The 24,733-nt window shown below is 29.5% G+C and carries 23 protein-coding genes; 12 read left to right on the forward strand and 11 right to left on the reverse strand.

Features of this window, described 5'->3' with window-relative positions:
• On the reverse strand, positions 1-1,382 hold a 1,382-nt coding region (gene dnaG, locus ACTTAY_RS06865; RefSeq protein ID WP_440672873.1), incomplete at its 3' end, for a DNA primase.
• Positions 1,382-1,843, reverse strand: a complete 462-nt coding sequence (locus ACTTAY_RS06870) for a GatB/YqeY domain-containing protein (RefSeq protein WP_440672874.1) — start codon at positions 1,841-1,843, stop codon at positions 1,382-1,384. The genes dnaG and ACTTAY_RS06870, both read right to left, overlap by 1 nt.
• 127 nt (positions 1,844-1,970) lie before the next feature.
• Between ACTTAY_RS06870 and carA the strand changes: the two genes are divergently transcribed.
• Both carA and carB read left to right on the forward strand, forming a co-directional pair.
• A complete protein-coding gene (carA, locus tag ACTTAY_RS06875; protein ID WP_440672875.1) occupies positions 1,971-3,167 on the forward strand; it encodes a glutamine-hydrolyzing carbamoyl-phosphate synthase small subunit in 1,197 nt (398 codons plus the stop codon).
• Positions 3,145-6,369, forward strand: a complete 3,225-nt coding sequence (carB, locus tag ACTTAY_RS06880; protein WP_440672876.1) for a carbamoyl-phosphate synthase large subunit — start codon at positions 3,145-3,147, stop codon at positions 6,367-6,369. The genes carA and carB overlap by 23 nt, the downstream gene beginning before the upstream one ends.
• A 7-nt stretch (positions 6,370-6,376) precedes the next feature.
• On the opposite strand, the gene ACTTAY_RS06885 is transcribed toward carB, so the two are convergent.
• Positions 6,377-6,676: an STAS domain-containing protein gene (locus ACTTAY_RS06885; protein WP_440672877.1), complete on the reverse strand. Its 300-nt coding sequence runs from the start codon at positions 6,674-6,676 to the stop codon at positions 6,377-6,379.
• Positions 6,677-6,776: 100 nt separating this feature from the next.
• Here ACTTAY_RS06885 and ACTTAY_RS06890 point away from each other — a divergent pair, with 100 nt between their 5' ends.
• Together ACTTAY_RS06890 and ACTTAY_RS06895 are read left to right on the forward strand one after the other, a co-directional pair.
• Positions 6,777-7,568, forward strand: a complete 792-nt coding sequence (locus tag ACTTAY_RS06890; protein WP_440672878.1) for a hypothetical protein — start codon at positions 6,777-6,779, stop codon at positions 7,566-7,568.
• An 11-nt stretch (positions 7,569-7,579) separates the two neighbouring features.
• On the forward strand, positions 7,580-8,317 hold the full coding sequence (locus ACTTAY_RS06895; protein ID WP_440672879.1) for a prepilin peptidase: 738 nt from the start codon (positions 7,580-7,582) through the stop codon (positions 8,315-8,317).
• A 17-nt stretch (positions 8,318-8,334) separates the two neighbouring features.
• Here the strand turns inward: ACTTAY_RS06895 and ACTTAY_RS06900 are convergent, their stop codons facing one another.
• Genes ACTTAY_RS06900 through ACTTAY_RS06925 form a run of 6 tightly spaced genes read right to left on the reverse strand, consistent with a single transcriptional unit; the run spans position 8,335 to position 15,520 of the window.
• Entirely contained in the window at positions 8,335-9,576 is a 1,242-nt protein-coding gene (locus ACTTAY_RS06900; protein ID WP_440672880.1) for a type II secretion system F family protein, read from the reverse strand.
• Between the two features lie 6 nt (positions 9,577-9,582).
• Positions 9,583-11,271 carry a GspE/PulE family protein gene (locus ACTTAY_RS06905; protein WP_440672881.1) on the reverse strand — a complete coding sequence of 563 codons (1,689 nt, stop codon included), beginning with the start codon at positions 11,269-11,271 and terminating at the stop codon, positions 9,583-9,585.
• Position 11,272: 1 nt separating this feature from the next.
• On the reverse strand, positions 11,273-12,718 hold the full coding sequence (locus ACTTAY_RS06910) for a hypothetical protein (RefSeq protein WP_440672882.1): 1,446 nt from the start codon (positions 12,716-12,718) through the stop codon (positions 11,273-11,275).
• Positions 12,715-13,110 carry a hypothetical protein gene (locus ACTTAY_RS06915; protein WP_440672883.1) on the reverse strand — a complete coding sequence of 132 codons (396 nt, stop codon included), beginning with the start codon at positions 13,108-13,110 and terminating at the stop codon, positions 12,715-12,717. The genes ACTTAY_RS06910 and ACTTAY_RS06915 overlap by 4 nt, the downstream gene beginning before the upstream one ends.
• Positions 13,107-13,760, reverse strand: a complete 654-nt coding sequence (locus ACTTAY_RS06920; RefSeq protein WP_440672884.1) for a hypothetical protein — start codon at positions 13,758-13,760, stop codon at positions 13,107-13,109. Before ACTTAY_RS06920 ends, ACTTAY_RS06915 begins: the two co-directional genes overlap by 4 nt.
• On the reverse strand, positions 13,757-15,520 hold the full coding sequence (locus ACTTAY_RS06925) for a hypothetical protein (RefSeq protein WP_440672885.1): 1,764 nt from the start codon (positions 15,518-15,520) through the stop codon (positions 13,757-13,759). Before ACTTAY_RS06925 ends, ACTTAY_RS06920 begins: the two co-directional genes overlap by 4 nt.
• A gap of 116 nt (positions 15,521-15,636) precedes the next feature.
• On the opposite strand from ACTTAY_RS06925, the gene ACTTAY_RS06930 reads away from it, so the two are divergent.
• The 4 genes from ACTTAY_RS06930 (at position 15,637) to ACTTAY_RS06945 (ending at position 20,789) form a co-directional block, all read left to right on the forward strand.
• A complete protein-coding gene (locus ACTTAY_RS06930) occupies positions 15,637-16,227 on the forward strand; it encodes a type IV pilin protein (protein WP_440672886.1) in 591 nt (196 codons plus the stop codon).
• Positions 16,211-18,313, forward strand: a complete 2,103-nt coding sequence (locus tag ACTTAY_RS06935) for a type IV pilus modification PilV family protein (RefSeq protein ID WP_440672887.1) — start codon at positions 16,211-16,213, stop codon at positions 18,311-18,313. Before ACTTAY_RS06930 ends, ACTTAY_RS06935 begins: the two co-directional genes overlap by 17 nt.
• Positions 18,304-20,157: a prepilin-type N-terminal cleavage/methylation domain-containing protein gene (locus ACTTAY_RS06940; RefSeq protein ID WP_440672888.1), complete on the forward strand. Its 1,854-nt coding sequence runs from the start codon at positions 18,304-18,306 to the stop codon at positions 20,155-20,157. The genes ACTTAY_RS06935 and ACTTAY_RS06940 overlap by 10 nt, the downstream gene beginning before the upstream one ends.
• A 77-nt stretch (positions 20,158-20,234) precedes the next feature.
• Positions 20,235-20,789, forward strand: coding sequence for a hypothetical protein (locus ACTTAY_RS06945; protein WP_440672889.1), 555 nt, complete (start codon positions 20,235-20,237; stop codon positions 20,787-20,789).
• Here ACTTAY_RS06945 and ACTTAY_RS06950 read toward each other — a convergent pair whose 3' ends face one another.
• Positions 20,790-21,734 carry a LysR family transcriptional regulator gene (locus ACTTAY_RS06950; protein ID WP_440672890.1) on the reverse strand — a complete coding sequence of 315 codons (945 nt, stop codon included), beginning with the start codon at positions 21,732-21,734 and terminating at the stop codon, positions 20,790-20,792.
• 99 nt (positions 21,735-21,833) lie between these two features.
• Here ACTTAY_RS06950 and ACTTAY_RS06955 point away from each other — a divergent pair, with 99 nt between their 5' ends.
• The 4 genes from ACTTAY_RS06955 (at position 21,834) to ACTTAY_RS06970 (ending at position 23,981) form a co-directional block, all read left to right on the forward strand.
• On the forward strand, positions 21,834-22,262 hold the full coding sequence (locus ACTTAY_RS06955) for a hypothetical protein (RefSeq protein ID WP_440672891.1): 429 nt from the start codon (positions 21,834-21,836) through the stop codon (positions 22,260-22,262).
• A gap of 65 nt (positions 22,263-22,327) precedes the next feature.
• Complete coding sequence (locus ACTTAY_RS06960; RefSeq protein ID WP_440672892.1) at positions 22,328-22,768, forward strand: hypothetical protein; 441 nt, start codon at positions 22,328-22,330, stop codon at positions 22,766-22,768.
• A 5-nt stretch (positions 22,769-22,773) separates the two neighbouring features.
• On the forward strand, positions 22,774-23,766 hold the full coding sequence (locus ACTTAY_RS06965) for a type IV pilus twitching motility protein PilT (RefSeq protein WP_440672893.1): 993 nt from the start codon (positions 22,774-22,776) through the stop codon (positions 23,764-23,766).
• The gene (locus ACTTAY_RS06970; protein ID WP_440672894.1) at positions 23,766-23,981 is read left to right on the forward strand and encodes a hypothetical protein; all 216 of its coding nucleotides are present in this window, start codon (positions 23,766-23,768) and stop codon (positions 23,979-23,981) included. Before ACTTAY_RS06965 ends, ACTTAY_RS06970 begins: the two co-directional genes overlap by 1 nt.
• Here the strand turns inward: ACTTAY_RS06970 and ACTTAY_RS06975 are convergent.
• Positions 23,959-24,733, reverse strand: a 775-nt coding sequence (locus ACTTAY_RS06975) for a PP2C family protein-serine/threonine phosphatase (protein WP_440672895.1), incomplete at its 5' end; no start/stop codon positions are given. The two genes, ACTTAY_RS06970 and ACTTAY_RS06975, sit on opposite strands and share 23 nt — an antisense overlap.

Genomic DNA, 24,733 nt, shown 5'->3' on the forward strand with positions numbered 1-24,733 from the left:
GAAAATTCTTTAAGCTCAACTCCAGATAAAGATTGGCTTTCGTTATAATACTTTTTGGTAGCATCTAAAGATTTAGTTGGTTTTTTATAAGATTTTTTATTTTTTTGATTTGAATGAGGCGTTAATTCTGCAATTTTCTCTAAAAAATATTCTAATACATATTTTTTTATATAATCATCCTTAATAGTGTTTGCTACCTCTCTTAATGTTTTTTCAAAAATAGCCATGGAAGAAGGGTTATTTTCAGTTTGTTTTTTATAGTGACTAAAAATAAATTGGTGAATTGATAGCTTAGATTGTTTGGTGAATTCTATGAAATTAGCTTTTCCATTTTTATTCACATAACTGTCGGGGTCTTCTTTATTTGGTAAAAATAAAAATGAAATTTGTTTTTCTGGTTTTAGTTCTTTAATTGAACTTTCTGCTGCTCTTAAAGCAGCTTTATAACCACTTTCATCACCATCAAAGCAAATAATGATATCATCAAAAAATTGATTAAGTATCAAAATCTGTTTATCAGTTAGTGAGGTGCCAAGATTTGCTACAGCATTATCAATTCCGTTTTTACTTAAACCAACAACATCCATGTAACCTTCCACTAAGTAAATATGATCTACTTTGTTTGATAATTTTCTAGCTAAATCTAGATTATATAAGTTTGATCCTTTTTTAAAAAATAAAGTTTCTGGTGAATTAATATATTTTGCAAGATAATCTAAGTTCTCTATTATTCTTCCACCTAAAGCAATTGGTTGACCAGTTATATTATTAATTGGAAAAATTAATCTTCCTCTAAATCTTTCGACATAAATTTTCTTTTTTTCATCTAAATAAAACAATCCAGTTTCAATTAATGTTTGTTCACTATATTTATTTTTAAATTGCTCGAATATACTTGGATTTTTTTCCACATATCCAATTTTAAATTTTTTTACGTTTTCTTTACTCAAAGATCGATTTTTTAAATATTCTCTAGCATTTGAATGTTGTTCATTTTTAATTAATTCATTGTGATAAAAATCAACATATTCATTAAAGATTGATTTATATTCATTCCACTTTTTTTCTCTTTCTTCATCTTTTTTTGAAAACAAATAAGGTTGCATGCCAGCTAGTTGCGCCAAATGCTTAACGGCTTCTCCGAACTTTAAATTTTGAGTTTTCATTATAAAATCAAAAATATTTCCATGTTCTGAGGTAGCAAAACAATGATAAAATTCTTTTTCATCATTAACTGTAAATGAAGGTGTTTTTTCGTTTTTAAATGGAGATAAACCTACAAATTCTTTACCTCTTTTTTTTAATGAAACTGTTTTCGAAACAACCGTCGACACTTTCAATCGCGTCTTAATTTCATCTAAATACTCTTTGGGGTATTTCATTAATTATTCAATAATTCCTTAATTATTGATCCAGCTTTAGAAAAATCAACTTCATCAGAATGAGATTTTTTTAACTCACCCATTATCTTGCCCATATCTTTTAAGGAACCAGCGCCTAATTGAGCAATTAATTCAGCACATAATTTTTTAGTGTCTTCTTCACTCATTTGCTTAGGCAAGAAACAAGTTAAAATATCATATTCATTTTGTTCAACTTCCAAAAGATCAGATCTGTTATTTTTTTTATAGATTTCAATAGATTCGGCTCTTTGTTTAACCATTTTTTTAAGAAGCTTTTTTATATCCTCATCATCCGTATCTTTTTTGTTGGGCCCAGAACGATTTGCAATGTCTAAATCTTTAATAGAAGATAAAATTAACCTGTAGGTTGATATTTTATTTTTATCTTTTGATTTTAGAGCATTTTTATATTCGTTTTCGATAGTGTTCTTTAATGACATAATTTTTTTAATCTACTTCAAAGAAAAAATTCTTCAAAAGAAAAATTGTTTTTTTACAATTTTATAATACATCTCTGTTGCGATAATAAAGCAATTATTGTATTAACCTTTAACTCATGAGTTGTAATTGATCAAAAATTCAAAAAAAATAAACTCAAAAAATAATTATCAAATTAACACAGGCGTTTTAGTTCTTGAAAATAAGAAAGTATTTAAAGGAATTGGTATTGGCTACGAGAGTGAGGCAACTGGAGAAGTATGTTTTAATACTTCTTTAACTGGCTACCAGGAAATAATCTCAGATCCATCCTATGCTGGTCAAATTATCAATTTTACGTTTCCACACATTGGAAATGTAGGTACCAACAGGGAAGATATAGAGTCTGACAAAATATGGACTAGAGGAGTAATTTTTAATTCAGAAATTACTGATCCATCAAACTATAGAGCTTTTTTACATCTGGATGCATGGCTTAAGAAAAATAAAATTGTTGGTCTTGCTGGTCTTGATACTAGAAGTTTAACTAATTTTATTAGAGACAAAGGAGCACCAAAAGGAACAATTGCTTTCTCAAAAAAGCAAAAATTCAATATAAGCAAACTAACAAATACGACTTTAAAATGGAGTGGATTAAAAAATCTAGATCTCGCTAAAGAAGTATCGACTCCAAAAAATTATATTTGGAAGGGTTTTAAAACTTGGAATAAGAAAGATGGATTTGTAAAAAATAAAAAAAATCAATTTCATGTTGTTGCAATAGATTACGGAATTAAAAAAAATATTTTAAGATATTTTTCTGATTTTAATTGCAAAGTGACAGTAGTACATTGCAAAACATCTGCTGAAAAAATTTTAAGTCTTAAACCAAATGGAATATTTTTATCAAATGGCCCTGGAGATCCTGCTGCTACAGGAAAGTATGCGATAAATATAATTAAAAACCTTATTAAAAAAAATATTCCAATATTTGGCATTTGTTTGGGTCACCAGATTCTCGCTCTAACACTTGGTGGTAAAACAAAAAAAATGAAGTTAGGTCATAGAGGTGCAAATCATCCTGTAAAAAATTTAATTCATGACAATGTAGAGATCACTAGTCAAAACCATGGCTTTGAAGTTGTTAAAGAAACTTTACCGAAAAATATTCAAGTCACTCATAAATCATTATTTGATAATAGTATTGAGGGTATTAAGTTAAAAAATAAACCCGTATTTTCAGTTCAATATCACCCCGAGTCTAACCCTGGACCACAAGATAGTGTCTATTTATTTAGAGAATTTATTAACAATATGAAAAAAAATGCCAAAAAGAAAAGATCTTAAAAAAATATTAGTAGTAGGTGCTGGTCCAATTATTATTGGCCAAGCATGTGAGTTTGATTATTCAGGAACACAAGCTTGTAAAGCTTTAAAAGATGAAGGTTATAAAGTTGTTTTAATTAATTCCAACCCTGCAACCATCATGACAGATCCAGATGTTGCAGATAAAACTTATATAGAGCCAATCACCTTAGAGGTTCTAGAGAAAATTCTTATAAAAGAAAAACCAGATGCAATTCTTCCAACAATGGGAGGCCAAACTGCTCTAAATCTTGCAATGGAGGCAGAGAAAAAAGGAATATTAAAAAAATACAAAATAGAACTTATTGGTGCAAATTCTAAAGCAATTTCTAATGCTGAAGATCGAAAGAAATTTAGAAAAAATATGATTGATATTGGTTTAGATTTACCAAAATCTGAGATTGTTAATAATATCAATCAAGCTTCTAAAGTTCTAAATAAAATTGGTTTGCCTGCAATCATTAGACCTGCATTTACACTAGGTGGTCTAGGTGGTGGAATAGCAAAGAATAAAAAAGAATATCTTAAAATTATAAAAAATGGATTACACGAGTCACCGGTTAGCCAGGTTCTTGTAGAAGAGTGTTTAGAGGGTTGGAAAGAATTTGAGATGGAAGTTGTAAGGGATAAAAAAGACAACTGTATCATCATTTGCTCAATAGAAAATATTGATCCGATGGGAATTCACACAGGAGATTCTGTAACTGTAGCTCCAGCTTTAACTCTTACTGATAAAGAATATCAAGTTATGAGAAATGCCTCTATTGCATGTTTAAGAAAAATTGGAGTTGAGACAGGTGGGTCTAATGTTCAATTTGCAATCAATCCAAAAAATGGACGAATGGTTGTTATTGAAATGAATCCAAGAGTATCTAGATCATCAGCACTTGCATCTAAAGCAACTGGGTTTCCAATTGCAAAAGTAGCGGCTAAGCTCGCGGTTGGTTATACATTAGACGAACTTAAAAATGAGATTACAAAAGTAACACCTGCTTCTTTTGAACCAAGTATTGATTATGTAGTAACTAAAATACCAAGGTTTACTTTTGAAAAATTTTCTACATCGCCAGCAACTTTAGGCACTTCAATGAAATCTGTTGGTGAAGCAATGGCTATAGGAAGAAATTTCAAAGAGTCTGTTCAAAAAGCATTGGTATCCTTAGAAACTGGTTTTTCTGGTTTTGACAAAATATTTAATCTAAATAAAAAACAAATAGAAAAAAAACTGAAAGAGCATATTCCAAACAAAATGCTTCTTGTTGCCGAGGCTTTTAGAAAAAAAATCAATTTAAAAAGAATTTACAGTTTATCTAAAATTGATCCTTGGTTCTTAGGACAAATTAAAGAGATTGTTGATAACGAGTTAGTTATTAAAAAAAGAGGTCTTCCTAAAGATTATAATGAATTTAATAGAATTAAATCTATTGGTTTTTCAGACAAAAAATTAGCTGAGCTTACTAATTCCTCAGAAGACATAATAAGAAGAAAAAGAACAGCTCTAAAAGTGCTACCTGTATATAAAAAAGTTGATACCTGTGCTGCTGAATTTAAATCATTTACACCTTACATGTATTCAACTTATCAAAGAAATTTCTCAATAAATTCCGAGTGTGAGGCAGATCCATCAAGTAGAAAGAAAATAATAATTTTAGGTGGTGGACCTAACAGAATAGGCCAAGGGATTGAGTTTGATTATTGTTGTTGTCAGGCAAGTTTTTCTTTGAAAGACGCAGGTTTTGAGACCATCATGGTTAATTGTAACCCTGAAACTGTATCTACAGATTATGACACAAGTGATCGGTTATATTTTGAACCCTTGAAAGAAGAGTATGTATTTAACATTATTAAAAAGGAGCAAGAAAAAGGAAATCTAATAGGTGTTATTGCTCAGTTTGGAGGACAAACTCCAATAAAGCTTGCTAAATTTTTAAATGATAACAAACTTCCAATTTTAGGAACACAATATAACTCAATAGATTTAGCAGAAGATAGAGATCAATTTAGAAATTTATTAATTAAATTAAATTTAAAACAAGCAGATAGTGGAATTGCAAAAACATTCAAAGAGGCAATTAAAATATCGGAGAAAATTGGCTTACCACTAGTGGTTAGGCCTTCATATGTTCTAGGTGGAAGAGCAATGGAGATTGTTCATGAGAAAAGTCAGTTAAAAAACTTTGTTGAAGAAGCATTTAAAGCTGCTGAAGAAAATCCAATTCTAATTGATAAATTTCTAGATCATGCAATGGAAGTTGATGTGGATGCTATTTCTGATGGAAAGGATGTTTATGTAGCAGGTATCATGCAACATATTGAAGAGGCAGGAATTCATTCTGGGGACTCAGCATGTAGTTTGCCACCGGTATCTATTAAGCCATATCTAATTAAAGAAATTGAAAACCAAACAAAGAAACTAGCTCTAGCTTTAAAAGTAAAAGGTTTTATGAATATTCAATATGCAATCAAGAAAGATGAAATTTATATTATTGAAGTAAACCCTCGTGCTAGTAGAACTGTGCCTTTTGTATCAAAAGCAAAAGGAATTCCACTTGCAAAGATTGCATCAAGAATAATGGCTGGTGAAAAACTTTCTAAATTTAATCTTAAAGATAAATCAAAAGGAATGTATGCAGTAAAAGAAGCTGTATTTCCTTTTAATAAATTTCCAAATAGCGATTTACTTTTAGGCCCTGAGATGAAGTCTACAGGTGAAGTGATGGGATTTGATAAAGATTTTGGAATGGCTTTTGCTAAAAGTCAGATTGCTGCAGCTAATTCTCTTCCAAAAGAAGGACTTGCATTTATATCTTTGAAAGATTCTCATAAAGATGAAGGTATTGATCTTGCAAAAGAGCTTATTAAAAATAATTTTAAATTATGCGCAACCAAAGGTACTGCTGAATACATACAAAAACACGGAATGAAATGTAGAATTATTAATAAAGTAAGTAGTGGTAGTCCTCATATTGTTGATATTTTAGACTCTAAAAAAATTGCACTTGTAATTAATACAGGTGGTGGAAACAGCGAACACAGATTAAATGACGCAATTGCTCTTCGAAGAGCAACGCTTAAAAATAAAGTTCCATATTGCACCAATATGTCTACTGCTCTTGCATGTTTAAATGCCATCAAATCTCTAAAGACTAAAAAATTAGAAGTAAAATCTTTGCAGGATATTTAGTTAGTAACTAAGTTATTGTAAAAAAATCAAAAAGTTTTGCCATTTTTAGCACTGAAGAAACCTGTTCGCTTGGAGATTTAATTGTAAATTTTTTTGATTGTTCCTCAGCTTTTTGACGTAATTCGATTAAAACAGACACCCCAGAACTGTCAATATACTCCACTTTAGACATATCAAACTCTAATTCATGATTATTGTCTAAGCTTTGCATTGCTTGATCTCTTAATTCCTCTGTTTTTTCTAGGTCAATATCTCCCTCGAGAACTATTGTGGCTCCTTTATCATTAGTTTGTTCTGTAAATGGCATAATGCTGTATAGCATTAATTTAAAAAAACTCAAAAATTTACCCTACCCATAATGGGTATCTCAAAAAAAATAAATATAAGATAAAGTGTAAAAAGAGACTATGAGCTTAAATGACGATAACGAAAAAGATTTATTATTAAATGACGATGATAATCTTTTGAGTGACAGTGATACCTCAAACGATTCTTTGCTTTCAGATGATAACAACGAAGATTTTTCTTTATTAGATGAAAACAATAACGAAAATTTAGAGGATACTTTGCTTAGTGATTCTTCAGAGGTCAAAGAAAACGGTAATTCAGAAATAAATGAAATAGCTGAAGCAAACGAGTCTTTAGCTACTATGGACTCAGATCCATACAATTTAATAAAAGATGTAAATTTAACTTTATCAAAAATTGAAAAAAAAATTGATAAAGATTCAGATCAATTATCAAAATTAGACCAATTAGAAGAAATTAAAAATGAGTTAAAAAAAATGAATAACTCTAATATAGTTGAAGAAGCTTCAAATGATAATGAGGAAGAAGTTAACGCTCCAAGAGGTGATAATTTACCAGACAATTCAGATCTAATAGTACAAATAGAAAACTTACAAGAAAAAATTAGAGATTTGGAAACTACGAATGAAAGTTATCAGGAAAGATTTAAAAGTATAGATGAGACATTGGATAGATTTAAAGAAATTGAAAAAGAATTAGAAGTTGAAGTTATTGAAGAAGATGAAAGTTCAAATAAAAAAGAAGTTAAATCTACTAATCAAAAACCACAGAATAAAAATTTATTAATATTATTAATCATATTATTATTTACAATATCAGGGATAATAGTACTTGATACTCTTGGAATTGTTAATTTTTATATATCAGAAGCATTAAAAAATATTTTCTAGAACTATAAAATATGATCCATATATTATTTTTGATATTTGGATTTTTAGTAGGCAGTTTTGCAAATGTTTGCATTTTGAGACTACCAAAAAATGAGGATGTTTTTTTAAAAAGGTCTGCTTGTCAACATTGTAGCAAACAAATTGCATGGTATTTAAATATTCCTATTTTTTCATATTTATATTTATCTGGTAAATCAAAATGTTGTGGAAAAGAATTAAATAAACAATATCCAATTATTGAATTATCAACTGGTATATTATTTTTAATCAACTCATTACTCTTTAATTTAAGTCAATCAATTACACTTAGTTTAATTTTTTTTATTATTTTATTGATAATTGTAATTGATTTTAAGGAAAGAGTAATTTTTGACTTTATGAATTATTTCTTAATACTTTCTGGAATAATTGTTTCAATTATATTTCCTGAACTAAATCCTCTAAATATATCAACTTTAAATGCAATGATTACTGGAATTATTGGATTTAGTTTATTTTTTGCATTGAGATATCTTTTTCAAAAGAAAAGAAATGTAGAAGCTTTAGGTATGGGAGATGTATATTTAATAGCGGGACTAGGTGTTTGGCTTGGGTTTGAAAAATTCCTATATATCCTCTCTATTTCGTCCTTTTTAGGGATTTTCTATTATCTTTTAGTGGGAAAAAAAGAGGAAAATTTTGAGATACCTTATGGTTCAGCTTTAGGAATTTCTTTTATTTTAATTTTTTATTTTACTAGAATAATTTAAATTTATTTACTCATTTTTTATTGAATTACTTGACCCATATTAAATATAGGTTGATACAAAGTTAATAATAAACCTGCAATAATACCTCCAATAAATACAATCATAACTGGTTCTATAAATTGTTTAAGAGCACCTACAGCGTTATCTACTTCCGCTTCATAATAAATTGATATTGAATTAAACATTTCATCAACACTTCCTGTCTTTTCTCCAACCTTCATAAATTCAGAAAATTCTAGAGGAAATATTTTTTCTGAAGCAAACAATGCAGATAAATTTTTACCTGTAAGTATCTCTTTTTGAATTCTTCCAATTGCCTCTCTAACTAATATGTTGCTAGTTACTTTGCTGCTAATTTCTAGTGCTTCTATAATTGATACACCTGCACCTAACAAATTTGCTAATACTAAAGCAACTTTTGCATAAATCGATTTTTTTACCAAAGGACCAAAAGCAGGAAGTTTCAATATCAAAGTATGAAAAAACTTTTTAACACCATAAACTTTTTTGTTTAAATAAATTGAAGAAGAAATGATTATTGCTAGAGTTAAAAAAAGAACTCCTCCTCTACTTGGATCTTGTAAAAATTCACTTAAACCAATTACTTTTTGTGTTGCAGCTGGTAACTCAACTCCAATACTTTCATATATTTCTTGAAACACTGGAACAACTTTTACTAACATTACAACTGTTACTAACATAGCAACCGTAAGTAAAATTATTGGATAAGTTAATGCTCCCTTTATATCTTTTACAATTTTTATATTTTTTTCTACTAGATCAACAATTTTTTTTAAAAAAGTTGCGAGTGTTCCACTACTTTCCCCTGCCTTAACCATGTTGATATAAGAATCATCAAAGTACTGCGGAAATTTACCCAATGAAGAACTAAATGTTTTACCTTGGTTCAAATCCTCAATGATTGTTTTTGTAACTTTAATTAATCCTGGTTTTGTTGCTTGTCTTCTTGCAAGTTTTAAAGCCTCCATTATTGGAAGATCTGCTTTGATCATTGTTTCTAATTTTTTAGTGAACAGCATAATATCTACAGAGCTCAATTTGTCTGATGATATTTGCATTCCTAAGAAAGTCTTTATCTCAGGATCAGCATCAGCATCATTGTCTTTTAATTGATTTAAACTTGTAGGTATAATTTTTTGATTTTTTAATTTTTTACCCGCATCAATTCTATCATTAGCAACGATTGCGCCATTTACTTTTTTTCCAGCTTGAAGACCTAAGTAAGAAAATTGAGGCATAATCTATTACCCTTGAATAGTAATTGTTCTTAAAAATTCTTCATAAGTGATCACTCCATTTTTAATGTGATCTCTTGCAACTTCGTCCATAGTTCTAAAACCATTTTTTTTAGCAATTTGAAGAATTTCTGGCGCTCTTTTTTCTTCAATAATTGCCGATTGAATTTCGCCATTGATATCAAGAATTTCATAAATCCCTTGTCGACCCTTGTAGCCAGAATTGTTACACTTATTGCAACCTGCACCTTTGTAAACTTTTAGTGTTTCAACCTCTGTTAAAGTAAACCCAATTTCTTTTAGTTGGTCTTTTGTAATTTTTTCATCCTCTTTTTTACAATCAGGACAAATTTTTCTTGCTAGTCTTTGAGCAACAATTGTGTTCAAAGCTCCAGCTATCATGAAATTTGGAACACCCATATTGGTTAATCTTATAATTGTTTGAATTGCATCATTTGTATGAAGTGTTGATAATAATAAGTGGCCTGTAATTGCAGCCTTAATTGCAATATCAACCGTTTCTTTATCTCTAATCTCTCCAACTAATATCACTTCAGGATCTTGTCTTAGAAAAGCTCTCAAAATATTTGCAAAAGTTAAACCAATTCCTTCATTAGCTTGGATTTGTCCAATACCTTCCATTGTGTATTCAACTGGATCCTCTGCAGTTAGTATATTTAATTCAGGTTTATTCAGATGTGCAAGCGCCGCATAAAGTGTTGTTGTCTTTCCACTTCCAGTTGGTCCTGTTACTAAAACCATTCCTTGCGGAGATTCAATTGCTTTTATAAACTTTGATAACTCATTCATTGGAATACCAATTTTATCTAATCCAATTACATTGGTACTTCTCAGTAAACGCATTACTACTCGTTCACCAAATTTACTTGGCAATACATTAAATCTTACATCACAGTCTATTCCACCATTACTCTGATCTTTAACTGTTATAGCTCCATCTTGTGGCAACCTATTTTCAGAAATATCACAGCCAGCCATTATTTTTAGTCTTGTAATTACTGGTACATAATTAGAAGAAATAATTTGGCTTAATTCATCTTGTATTTCCATTATCCCATCATTTCTAAATCTAACTTGTCCCACGTTATCTTTAAAAATTTCTATATGAATATCACTAGTGCCACTTTTTAAAGCATCTTGGAAAATTCTTTCAACAAACTCAACGATGTTTATGTTTCCACTTTGAACTGGTGTAGTGGTAGTTTTTGGTTTGGTAACAATTTTAGAATTTGCAATGTCCCATATTTTTGAAGCAGCAATTTTATCAATATTTGAAAAAGTGGTTACCGTAAAAACTACATTTTTTTTTGTAAAATTTTTTATCTTGGATGCAAAATTAAGTTTACTAGGGTCAGCTATAACTAATTTAAGTGTTCCACCTTCGAGCGCACAAGGAACAATTTTTTCTTTTTTAATAAATTCGACTGGTAATATTTTTAATACATCTGGCTTTATATTTTCTGCCTTAATATCATTTGTCTTTATCGCAAAATTTCTTGAAATTACTTTGACGATATCCTCCTCTTTCACATAATTCTTTTTTAATAATTCTGGGACTATCTTCTCTTTGTTTTGTGCACATTGAACAGAAATTTTGGTTAACCTATCTTGTGACAAAATTCCATTTGTAGCCAATAAAGAGGCAATTTTTTCAGAAGCTACTGCACTTAATTCCATACTAAATTACTCTTGGAGCTAAGAAGATTAATAATTCAGTCTTATCATCCTTGTTAATTTTTGATCTAAATAATGCGCCAACTCCAGGAATATCTCTTAAGCCTGGTACACCAGCATTAGTTTCAGATAAAGTTTCGGTCAATATACCTCCAACAACTGCAATATCACCACTTGTTAAAACTAGGTTGGTATTAACTTCTTTTTTATCTATAGAAGGAGGAGTTGTTGAAAAACTAACTGTATCATTCGTAATTAAAACCTTCATCATTACATTGCCATCACCAGTGATTACCGGGGTTACATCAAGTTTTAAATTTGCATCGTAATATTTTGTTGCAGATGTTGTGACACCATCAGCTGTAGTAGTTTCTGTTACTCCAAATTTAGTTCCTTGTGTAATTTTTGCGTTTTTTCCACTTATCGTAAATAATTTCGGATTAGATAATGTTCTAGAGTCACCGTCTTTTTCAAGAGCATCTATTTCTACTTTTAACTGTCTAGACCCAACATTTCTAATTATCCCCAATCCAGAAGTACCATCCACTAAAAAACTAGAAACACTATTTCCAGCTGTACCTAATTCAACTCCATCAGTACCTCCAATAATACCTGAAAGTTGAGTGGTAGTTGCTCCTCCTTGGCCGTCAGAAATCTTAGAAAGTCCAATTCTAGATCCTAATTTTGTCTCAAAAGTAGGTTTAACCTCAACTAAGAATGCCTCGATTAAAATTTGTGGTTTTTTGACATCAATTTTATTGAGAATAATTTCAATTTCATCTAGCTGCTTATCCGTTCCCTGAGCAATTATTGTTTTATTTTCATCATCAACGTTTAATATTAAATTTGCTTCACCTTCACCTGTACCTGCAAATAAACTTTCTATTTGTGTTTTAATTTTCGATGGAGTTTCATAATAAATATTAAAGATCTCATTCTTTAATACAATTTCCTCTGATGGAATATCCGGGAAAACTTCAATTAAACCTTTTTCAGTATCTCCTGAATAAGTCAAACCTTTTGAAGCTAATATAGAATTGAAAACAACATTCCAAGGTTCATTGTTTATATCAATATTTAAAAAACCATTTACAGTTTCATCAATAATAATATTTCTTCCACCAAGATTTCCCAATGCAAGTAAGGCATCTGTTACTCTTGTATTTTTAAAACTAATTGAAATATTAAAATCAGGCTTTTGAATTAATTTATTTTCATTTAAATTAATTGATGTTTTTAATTCTCTTCTTGGTTTAGTAACATCATTATTATAATTACTATCAGGTCCTAGACTTACTGTTTCACTTAAAGTTGTAAGCCCGTCTCTTGTCACTTCCTCTAAAACTATTTCACTTGGAACATCGGTATTTCTGGCATTTTTACCAGCACAAGCTGACAGAAATAATAGACAAATTAACGTAAAAATTTTTATATTTAAAATAGTCTTCATTGAGCAATCTCCATTATTATTTGTTTATTATTTTCAACTAAAAATACTTTATCTTTTGTTATTTTTTTTATAACTGCACTCCTTGGTCCAATTTTTTGGCCCTCATAAACAACAACATGATCTTCGCTTCCAGGTAATTCTATTAAGGCAAGACTTTTAAAATAATTTTTAGGAATTTTATTTTGTTTCCTTAAAGTTTCTAAATTACTAAATTTTGGAGCAAGTAAAGTTGCAACTAATTTTAATGATTGAACAGAGTAAGGAGAAGCACTTGATAGACTATGACGTTTTAAAACTTCATTTTTTAAGTCTTTATAGAAAGGATCTCTCAGATTATCTGAATAAACATTTGTTGAAAAAAATAAAAAAATTAAAATAAAAAATTTTTTCATGAGTTTTTAAAGTTAATTAAAATTTTAGAAGTAATTTTAATTATACCATCTCCATCTTTGTTAATTTGTACATTATCAGTGACCATGCTTTTATTAATATTTTTTAAATCCTCTACAAATCGCATATAGTCTATAAAATTTCCTATTATCTCTACATCATAAGACACTTGAGTGTATTGATTGTAAATTTCAAATTCAGCTGGATTATCTTTTTTTGGCTCTTTATAAAAATCTTCATTTGCCTTTGTTAAAGTTAAAATCTTAAGCTTGTTATCCATAGCAAGCTCAGAAAATAATTTGTAAAACTTTTCCTGTTCTTCTTTTTTGAAAAAAGATTTTTGAATTTCAGAAAATTCTTTTTCTACTTTTTTATTTTTACTTACAATTGATGCTCTTAACTCGTTACTAGTATTTATAAAATTCTTTTTCTGATTGTAATCACTCTCAATCAAATTTGCTTTTTGGATTGTGGGATTAATTACAAAAAAATTACCTACCGAAAAACTTATAGCCAAAATAATTATATAGAGGAATTTCATATAATTACTTTTTGAATTTAAAGTTTTTTGCTCATCCTCAAATTTAAATTTCTTGAGTTTTGGAACTCTCTTAACTCTTTTGAGTTTTTTACTTCTTAATAATTTGATCATAGTTCCACCTTAATTTTAAAATTTCTTAGTTTTAAAACATCTTCTGATGGTACGATTATTTGTTGATCTTCCTCATCACCTCCATTATTTATTTCGATAGTTTCTGTAAGTTCCGCTAAGCTCAAGCTAGTAATGTCGGGATTTCCAACTCTTTTTTTGATGTTATTTAAAAATAAATTTAAATCATAATCAGTTAACGCATAGCCTTCATAAAAAACAACAGAGTCATTTTTAATATAATCTACTTTTTGTAATTCAACACCATTAGGAACAATTTTTGGGGTTTCTATAATTATCTTTGAAAAATTATCAGTTTTTACAATTAATTTTTCAGCAAGTTCTTTTTCTTTTTCAATTTTTTTTACTTTAGAACTAGAAGTTTTAATCTCCTCCATCAAAGAGTTATAATCATTTACAATAGCAGGATGTGAGGCCAGTAATTGGTTTTTCTCTAAATACTTTGGAATATTTAAACCAATAATTGATGAAAAAATTAATAAAAGCAATATTAAAACCATAGACAAAGATCCATTTGTTGCTTGTATCTTTCTGTTATTTATCAATTGATCTTTGTATGGATATAAATTTTGTTTAAATCTTAAAAATAAATTTTCTTTTATATTGAAAGGGTTAAATAATCTTAAAGATGCACCAATTACTGGATATAATTTATCCTCTAAAATATTATCTTGATTAAATTTTTTAATTAATTTTTTTGAAAATTTAATTTTTTTATTTGTTAAAATGTTCTCAAATTTGCTTTCATCACTTTTTGCATTATTTAGTGTTAATGGTTTTATTGTAAAATCAGGTAACTTAGATTGTAATCCATTTAGATATTTTTCGCTTTGTTCAAGATCAGTATGAACATATAAATTTCTAAATATTGTTGTTTTTTCTTCACTCCCCTTCCACTCATCATCCATTAAATTTCCTCTAACATCTTGAATAGATCTTTCAAAAACTTCCGACCAAAATGGACCTGATGGATCAGGCATTTTTTCTAATTGTTTAATTAGAATTATGTCTGCTCGTGTAATATTATTTATAGCAAAAACAAATTTATTCTGTGTAACTGTAATTAAGTAATTTTCTTTTTCTCCATATTCCAAAAAAGCAAATTCGTTAGATTTGTTATCTTTTTGGTTTGCAAAAATTGTATTAATTAATGAAAAACACTTCGGTTCATAAATTGTAGGTTTAACACCTGATTGCCTTAAAATTTTATTTAATTTTTCAACTTTTTCTCTTTCAATTAAACAGATAACTATTTCCTGTTCTTGCGTTTCATCATTAATTGCTAAAGGTTGAAAACTAAATATCTTGTTATCAATAATATCTGACAATTCTTCAAATGTTTTCCAAAACTCAATATCGCTTGTTTGAAGATCAAATGTTTCTTGATCCATAAGTGGGATATTGATTGTTTTAATAATTGTTTCGGAGGTGGGCAAAATTACTGTTGCTTCCTTCTCAAGTAATTTTTGCTCTTTTAAAATATGAACAATTTTCTGACTATAATAAACTTGATCATCCTCATTAAATAATGATGTGTTTCCTGCTAAATTAAACTTTTCATGATAAAGATTTGTAATTGTTTTTGAACCCTGATTGTATTTACAAATACTAATTCCCTCGTCATCCAATTCTATGGCAAAACGATTTTCCTTTGATATTGCTTGTTTTCCTAGAATTGGAGAAAAAATTTTTAAAAGAAAACTTAATATCTTATTTTTAAAATTTTCTAATTTTTCATTCATATAATTGCTAGCTAAGAACTATTATTTACTTCTAATTGACTCGTTAAACTCTGTAACCCTCCCCAAATTGGGGGTCTTATAATCAAATAACATTGAATTTATTATAGTAATTTGACATGAGTCATTTAACTACATCTAAAGGTATTACTTTAATTGAATTATTGGTTGTAGTTGCAATATTAGGAATACTAACTTCAATTGGCACAATTGGATACCAAAGTTTTGTTTCTGGATCAAACTTCGGCAGTAACAAAACTATACTATTAAAATATTTACAAAAAGTGCGATTTAATGCACATGCTGATAATAAACATTACAAAGTAACATTAAGTAATTCATCTGATGATTTGTTATTAAAAGTTTATGAGCCTGACAGTGCTAATATTAAATGGAGAGATCTAAATTTGAATAGACGATGTGGTTGCTATAGCGGTGTAAACACAGGGGACTCTAATTGCAGTAATACTTTTTCAAACTCTGCATTGTCATCTTTAACATCTATCGCAGAATATGATGAAACACTTGAAGGATTAAATGTAAAATCATGTACATCAGATTCATGTTCATCACCAGTAAGTGAAACAGTTGAGCTTTGTTTTTTATATGACGGTTCAGCCCCAACTACGAAATATTTTAAAATTACTGGAGCCTCTGATGACACAGCAATTATAACACATAATAAAACAGGATATGTCGAAGAGAACTAAAGGTTTTAGCTTGCTTGAAGCAATGATTGCACTTTTTGTGCTAAGTATGATTACATTGACATTTGTAAATTCTACAAGTGTATTTTTATCTTCACAACAATCTTTTGTTGAAAAAGGAAAATATGATCAAATTGCAGATTTAATATTACAAGACATGATGGATTATAGAAAAAAAACAATTAATCCCTATGGATCCATAACAGCTGATGCTCAAACTTTTACTGCAAACGATAAAACACTATCGGTTTCTGGTGTATCAACTTTACCTAAAGAAGGAGATATATTTATAATTGATAATCTTTCTAAACGATTTACTGTTGATAGTGTAAGTGGAACTACTCCAGACAGTGTTACAATCACTACAGAAGAAAATCTTCCAACTACAACTATTACTTCATCTAATTTGACATTTATTGCTCTAAAAAAAGAAGACCTAAGTTGTTTTGATGGATTTGATTTAACTGGTTCTGCACCAGCTTCACTAACAAATTGTTCAAGTGTACCGGATGATGTTAACGATCTTTTTGATCATTGGAAATCAATTATTGATACTGAACTTGGTTCTGATGTAACGGTTAGAACTATTGATGTTGCTGATGATGGGTTAGTTACAGTTACACTTGGAGATGGTACAGATAATATTAGTTTAGCAAAAAAAATTGACCTTTGTATTTTTGATGATTTGCCTCAATCTGTAGCATTTACTTTCCCAGGAGTAACAAACCCTGTTGTTACAGGAATAATGAGTCATAATGAAAATCCTACTGAACATTACTATTTTAGTGGCCAAGCAAAAAAATTTGATAGCCTTACTTCAGATACCCCTAGTGGTGGAAGAGACGAAAACACTATTACCTGTGAATCTACTCATGCTTCAACTTGTAGACAAAATTATGCATGGAATAATTCAATTAGTGTATTTTTATATAGATATACGGGTGCAGATGTAAGAGTTAGGCCATCTGGTTGTAATGATAGTGTTTGGTCAGGTCAATGTGATGGGGTTAGAGTAAATCAAAACGATCTCTCATTATGGTTCATATTTGATGAATATAACCACGGTACAGGTACAACTGATACTGCGCAGATTGGTCAGGTTGTTGACGGTTACAATGGTAAAGGTTATTTCAAATTTAAAGTTAAAAATTTACCTTCAGATGCAAGAGTACTAGTCTTTGATGATAGTTCTGAAAGTTGTCTAAATAATATTAGTGGAGGAACCTGTACAGGAAGATACCAATGGGCTAATGCGCACGATGGAATGGTAATACATTTAGGAACTAGTAATTTGAATGATTTGTCTGATATAATTCTTGAATTAGTAGGAAACCCTAGCCCTTATGATATTTCAAGTTGGAGAGTTTTAAAAAACGAACCAAGTTGTTTGCTTGCAAGTAATGTTACTGGATCAGCACACGGAGATAATAGAGACAGAGAAGATGAAAATGAATGTTGGCAATATATTACAGTAAAAAAAGATAGTTTAGCCTCAAGTTTATCATCAACTGGAACTTCAATGGTATTAAACGATAGTTCAATTTTTCCTTCCAATGGAAATTTACAAGTTGGGTCCGAGTATATTGAGTATAATGCAAATAATACATCAACAAACACCATAACAATATCTCAAAGGTCAATTAGACCTAAAGCTAAAATAAGCGAACAGATACCATCAAGTGGTACCTCTGGAGGTTGGACAGATCAAACATTAAATGAATACTCATCAGGAGATGGTACTTCAATACTTGCAGGTGCAAGAGGAGCTTTTGTTAAAATTAATAACGAAGTTTTTAAAATTGATTATCATTCTGCAGCATCAACAAATATTGAAACAGGTAGAATTAGATTTTTAGCTAGAGCACAATTGGGCACATCTATGCAACAACATAATGTTAATAGTGTTATTGTAAATCATGACATGAGAGCTCAAAGTTGGCCAGCAGGAACGCCTGTGTATGAAGGACCTCCAAATAGCGTACCCGTAGTGATGGATTTAACTGGCACAGGTAATAATCAAAGATATCCAAGAATAAGAATGAAAAAGAAAGTTACATTAAATTTATCAGCAGCAACTGTATGTCAATAAAATCAAAAAAATCTAAAGGTGTAAGTTTAGTAGAGTTAATGATTGGTTTATTTATTGCCTCTTTAATATCAACTTCGATTTATTATTTATACGGATCTGGACTAAGAACATTTTACCAAGTTGAAAGCACGAGTGATTTGCAGGATGAGGCAAATGTCATCTTTTCTATGATTGAAAGAGATTTAGCTAGAGGAGGATTTGTTCATCCAATAAGAGGAGATGTATCAAATACTGCAAACTGTAAAGCAACTATTTCTCCAGAAAATGCTGTAAAAATTGTATCAGGGTCTGAAATTAGCTCCTGCTTTGATAAGCCTAGTAGCGATGGAACTGTTGCTTATAGATATAGAGTTACCTATAAACTAGGAGATGGCACTAGTGGTCTAGAAGATACTAATACCTTATATAAAAAAACTATAAGAACAGATAATTGTACATCATCCATATCTTCATCAGATCCTAATTACGCATCGACAGTTCATAATTGGCAACCTGTTTCCACAAATATAAACACAATAGCATTCACAAAACCAACTATAGATAGCGTTACTAAAAATGACATTGTTAATATTGATATAAATTTTATGTCGAGAGACAGAAATGATTATAAATTAGATTTTAATAAAAGAGTATTTTTAAGAAATAGAGATTTAACTAAAAACACTGGTCTTTGTAATAACAAATGTCCAAATGCTAAAGAACCATTTTCTAATTATGTAATGTCAGATAATACTTCTCATTGGAATCCAGCAAGTAAAAATATTCCAAGTGCTAGAGTAGTAATTCAAAATGGGTTTGTTTCAGCTGAAGATAAATTAGAATGGAACACGACATTAGCTTCTGATTATGGTCTTACTGTAAGTTATAATACTACAACTGGTGTATTAACTATTTCGGGAACTGCTACAGGGGATAAATATGAAAAATTTATTAAAACAATTAAATATGTAAACAAAGCATCAACTCCATCAGGAAGAACGGATTCTGCTGATCCTGATAGAACTATTTTATTAGCTTTAGGTGCTACTGGTTTTTCACCTATTCCAAGAGCTGTAGGAGCAGACTATCATTTTTATGATTACATAGAACGTACCTCGGGTGGAAGCGGATCTTGGGGAAATGTCGGTAATAACGGTGTAGGTGGTAATGGATGGTATTGGTGGGGAGAAGCTGAAGCAGAAGCTGAGGCTGCTAGATACTATAACTTGAAAGGATATCTCACAACAATAACAAGTTCTGCAGAAAATAATTATATTAAAGATAGGATAAGAAAAGCTGATAATACATATCCAGCAGGATGGACTGGTGGATCAGACATACAAAATGAAAACACATGGAGATGGATGGGAGGACCTGAAGATGGTCAAATATTTTTCTCTGATGATGGTAATTGTACAAATGATAGTTGGGTAATACCTTGGGCTGGCAATTGCTCTACTGCAGAACCAAATAATAGTGGAGGTGCAAAATGGTTTTATTCAGAAGCAACTCGAGGTGGGGCGTATGGCTATAGCTGTGAACTTCAAATAAATGATTCAAATCAATGCTGTCAGCAAAGACCAGCTGCTAATGACACAGTTTGTGATGGAGAACATTATAGTCAGTACAAAACAGATGGTGACTGGAATGATTTACCTATAGTTGGATCATCAAGCGGTGTTTATCAGACAAAAGGATATATAATTGAATTTAGCACTAATTTTGTAAGCACAAATACTTGTGGAAATGCTAATGCTGATCAAAGAGCTGCTTGTGTAAATTATCTTTTAGAAGAAAACATTGTGCTAAAGGACTTTACTTATACTGATGAGGATATGTTGGATATATGCGATATAACCCCTTAAAATATAAGAAAAAAAATGGGTTCGTTTTACCACTTACCCTAGTAGTGCTGTTGGCACTTACTTCTTTTAGTGTAGCTATGCTTCAGGTTATTCAAAGTGGAGCGTTAAAAGCAGTTAAAAGTCATCAAGTTAATACAATTTCTCAAGCTGCAGAATTTGGCCTTGAGTCTGGAAGACTTTGGTTAGTAGATCAAATTAGTAAAGGCGGCACCTCTCCTATTGTAATTGCTAACACAAGAAAACTATCAATTTCTGGAGATTGTTTGGGGCTTCATGGTTACACAGATACAACTCAAAAAATTTGGTACAGCTACAGTCAAGTTAATCAAGATTTAACAACTAGTTCTGATGCCGACTACAGCAGATATACTTATGATTTTTATGTTCAAAGAGTTGGACATCAAACTACATTAAATGGATACAATTACATTCCACAAACTACTCAGGGCTCAGATACTTTAACAGTTAATACTTATACAGATAGAAGAGTTTTTTATAGAGTGATAAGTTGTGGATATGGTCCTGAAAGAAAAAAAATAGTTCCTCTACAAGTATTTTTATCTACAGGCGGAGATGCTTCGAGTGGCAATGTTTCAAGAAATATAAATATTGAAGGTTACTACAGACCTTAATTATAACCAAAGAGCATTTTTAAGAGCTTTAGTGTCAAAATTAATTTTATCCTTATTTTCATCTCGATAAATAAAATAAATATCTCTTTTAATCGATGGTTTCACAACTTCTCTAAATAGTAATTTATAATCGATTGCGACAGATTCAGGAATAATTGCTACACCTAACCCAGTTTTTATACAATGAGATGCTGTTGTTTCACTATTAGTATAAATTACATCTCTATGCTTTCCATGTTTTATTCTTTCATCTACAATATTGTTAATTATTTTATAATCTAATTTTCCTTTGTGTGTTAACTTGTAATTATAATAAAAAAATTCACACGTTCTTCTAAAAATATAATTTGGTTCTTTTCTTATTTCATCTATTGGAATTTCTTTCATATTTTGAAAATGATGTCCTTTATAAAACGCTACACAAAATGGATCATTATATAAAAACACTTTCGTTAAATCTTTATGAAATTCTGGTATACAAGAAATTGCAAAATCTAATTTATTTTCAAAAACAAGCTTATTAAGAGTATTGCTTTCTTCTTCTACAATTCTTATTTTTTTATTTTCATAATTTCTTTTTAAAATCCAAAGCAAATTTTCTTTATGAGAAGTTGATAAACTTCTTGGCATACCAAATCTTAGATATTCTTCTTCTTGTTTTTGTTCTTTTAATTCAGGCTGGCTGATATTTTCATAAACTTTTTCATTATAGGAAAGTATAGCCTTTGAATTTAAATAAAATAACTGACCTTCTTTTGTTAATTTCATTCCCTTCTTTGATCTTGAAAATAATTTCTTACCTAAATTACTTTCTAAAATCTGAACTGCTCTAGTAATAGAGGGTTGGCTTACATTTAAATCTTTGCTAGCAGATACAAGACTGCCTAAATCTGCAACTTTAATGAAATATCTTAGAAAACGTGGATTTAAAAAGTCACTTTTCATAATAGGTATTTTAAATATAAAATTATTCTATACTTATATTGGTTATATATATAGATTTTATTATTATTTAAACTCAATATGGGTATCCTCACTTTGAGTATGATAAATGCAAATAACTATAAAATTATTGAGGATTTTGTAGCTACAATCTATTCAACAGATATAGATAATTTCGGCAACAAATCATATTACCCAGCTATTTTAAAAATAATAAGTAGCGTCAACCTTAGATCGTTTAAAGAAAATGATGTGTTGTGTGATAACAGTACTTTTTGTAACACAGCACTAGGCACAAATATAAATGCTATTGCAAGAGGCCTAAATTTACCTAGAGAAACAACTAGAAGAAAGGTTGAAGAATTAATTAAATTAAATTGGGTATTCAGATGCAATTCTGAGCTTTATGTAACTCAAAAATGGAGAGAAATTAATCTAACAAACATTAACTCTCTACTAGAGAAAGTTAAAAAATTATCCAGAGTTCTAGAAAAACAAGCGCTTGAACAAAATCACTTGAAGGCATCTTAATATTAGAACCCCCCATTTTAGGTAGTCGAAGCAATTATATTACAATTTTAGTTGTAAAATAAGTTATGCCTCAATCCACAGATTTAATTTCAAGTATTCAAGATCAATTTGTTGATATTATTGAAGTTTATGCAAATTATTTTGTTAAACTTTCAGCAAAAAATCATAGTCCAAAAAATATTACAGTTGCTGTATTTAAGGCAAACATAAAAAACCTTGAAAAATTTAGAATAAAAGAATTAAAAAAACTTAATGATAAAGATATAGAAAAGAAATTTAACCCTACCTCTATTAATTATATTTCAAGGTCTTTAGACGTTCCAAGAGAAACGATCAGAAGAAATGTTTTAACTTTAGTAGATAACTCAGAATTAATTAGAAGTGATGAAGGATTATTTGTTTCTGAAAAATGGATTAAAAAAAATATAGATAAAATTATTTCTGAAGTAATAGATCTTATTGATAAAAGTAATGATTTAACAAAAAAGATTGATAGAAAAAGTTAAATCCTATGAGTTTGGATGAAAAAATTTCTAATTATGCATCTAACTATGATCTATCAGATTTTCATATAAGATCTAATCAACCTCTAGCACTTAGAGAAAATGGATCAATTTTAGTTTTTGAAGATGATATTATAAGTCGTCAAGAATTAGAAAATTTTTGGAAAAGTCATTTAAATAAATCACAACTTCAAGAAATTGTTAACAGTAGGGATTTAGATTTTGCTGTTGTTGTAGGTGATTACAGATACAGAGCAAATGGTTATTATACTACAAATGGACCAAGTATGGTTTTAAGAAAAATTGTTAGTGAAATACCTCAAATGGACAAACTTGGTCTTCCTCCAGCTGTGATGGATGCTATCAAACATAAAAATGGGTTAGTGCTTGTTACAGGTCAAACAGGATCAGGAAAGTCCACTTCTCTTGCAGCAATGATAGATCAAATAAATTCTAATAGAGCAGAAAATATAATTACTATTGAAGACCCTATTGAATTTGTGCATCCATCTAAAAAAAGTATTATTTCGCAAAGGGAAGTTGGAAAAGATACTGGAAGTTTTGCAAGAGCTTTAAAATCTGCTTTAAGACAAGACCCAGATGTAATCCTAGTTGGAGAAATGAGGGATTTAGAAACAATATCTCTTGCTCTAACTGCTGCAGAAACAGGACATTTAGTATTTGGAACACTTCACGCTAGCAATGTATCATCTACGGTAACCAGAATTTTAGATGTATTTCCCCCATCTCAAAAAACGCTAGCTCAATCAATGTTAGCTGGATCAATTAGAATGGTCTTATCTCAGCAACTTTTAAAGAAAAAAGGTGGAGGAAGAATTGGTTGTTTTGAGGTGATGACAGGAACAACTGCAATAAGAAACCTTATTAGAGAGGGAAAAACAGCTCAAATTACATCAACTCTTCAAACATCTGCTCAAGATGGAATGATAACAATGGAAAAATACCTCGAAGGACTTCAGCAAAAAGGGTTGATTGATTAATGAATAATATTCAAAAATCACTTTTAAAGAATAAAAATTGGGATCAAATAGTAATAAATAATATCACTACTCCTCATGATAAAAAAGTAGATATCAATGAGCTTTATAAATTAAATTCAAAAAAGATTGAAAAAGATTCGATTAAAAAGAAATTAGTTTTTACAATTATGAGTGTTTTTTTAGTTTGCTTATTTATTGTAGCCCCATCATTGTAATATCGTCCCTTAATTTTTCTCTATTATTTAGCTTATTAGTTATTCGATCAATTATTTCTTTAATATCTGATGAGCTGTTCTTTAAAACTTCATCTTCTACCCCTTTAACTGTAAATTCTTTTTCACCTTCAATATAACCTTCAGTAACACCATCTGTGTAAATAAAAATATTTTTATCTTTTAAATTTAAATTAGTTGTTTTGATGGTTTGAGGGTCTTTTATACTTAAAAGTCCCAATGGTGGTCTTTCTGCTTTTATATAAGAAAAAGATTTTTTGTTTTTATCAAAACACATAATGCTTTCATGTCCAAAATTTATAAATTCTACTTCTTTAGAAGAAATATTTAGTTTTCCAATAACTGCAGTAATAAACATTCCTTTGTAAGAAGACTCTTTTACTTGATTATTGATATTTTGTGCTAGCTGGTTAATTGGAAATTTTAATTTTGAAAAAGATTTAAATACTGAAGAAGCGTTTGCCATTAACATTCCCGCTTTAATACCTTTTCCAGATACATCTGCTAAAGTAAAATAAATTTCTTCATCAGAAACTTTAATATAATCATAGTAGTCTCCTGATACGTCTCTCGCAGGTACATTTTTAGCATACACAAAATTTTCAATATTTTTTTCAATTGGAAATAGTTTCTTTTGTACTTCCCCAGCAATTTCTCTCTCTTTTTTTAAAACTAATTGTTTTTTTTCATTTTCGATTGAAGATTTATTTTCTTCCACAAATCTAGAATATAAA

The organism is Candidatus Pelagibacter sp. HIMB1715 (assembly GCF_052047595.1).
Classification (GTDB): Bacteria; Pseudomonadota; Alphaproteobacteria; order Pelagibacterales; family Pelagibacteraceae; genus Pelagibacter.